At 52.9% G+C, this 726-nt stretch carries 1 protein-coding gene; it reads left to right on the forward strand.

What is annotated here, in order from left to right; all coding sequences use genetic code 11:
* Positions 1-473 precede the first annotated feature (473 nt).
* The coding region (locus ACU8YC_RS25235; protein ID WP_446895993.1) for a hypothetical protein at positions 474-726 on the forward strand (253 nt) is incomplete at its 3' end.

Below are 726 nucleotides of genomic sequence, written 5' to 3' on the forward strand. Positions count from 1 at the left end.
CTTTCGGACTTGAATTCAAAGTCTATATGTCCTGCCTGGGCAGCCATCGTGTTTCTCCGCTTCAAATATCTCTTCAGTTGCTATTTCGTCAGGTAGGCAGATCGGAATCTTTGCGCTAGGAGCTGTTTAAGGCTCTGTTGGCTAGGGCTTTCGCTTGATGCCATCACGCCTGCTCCTGTGCGCCGATGATTTCAAATGGAATTTATTGACGGGGTTTGCTGGTATGCTCTTGCGACATTCAATTTATCGTAGGCGATAAAGAGGTGTCGCGTCAAAGCTGGTCTGATGCTCAATTTTTGGGCTCAAACAAAATGCGGTACGAAGCTGTGTTGGGGCAGGTGCTGCGTGACGTTAGGTTGCAGGCCGGTCTTACGCTCACGGATTGCAATGAGGCGCTGAGCGTTGCGAACCTGAGTTAGGTTGAAAACGGCCTGGCAGTCATAAAGATCGAGTCCTTGGTTGGTCTCTGTGAGGTGCTCGGCGTTGCTCCAAGCGACGTGTTTTTAATTGTCGAGGCGCGCCGTTCTGGTCTGAGTGTTGATGAGCAGATCGCTGTAAGTGCTGCAAGGCTTGGAAGGCTGTTGGGTACAGGTCGCCTTGGTGGGGTTGCACAGGATGACGTTGTGCGCGATATGCAAAGGCAGAAAGCGAACAGCGCTCGTGCCGCCGTGATGCGGATGCAGCGTGAGGGGCTGCACAAGGAAGAGATTGCTCGCAGGCTAGGGG

The organism is Citrobacter sp. VF227 (assembly GCF_052950715.1).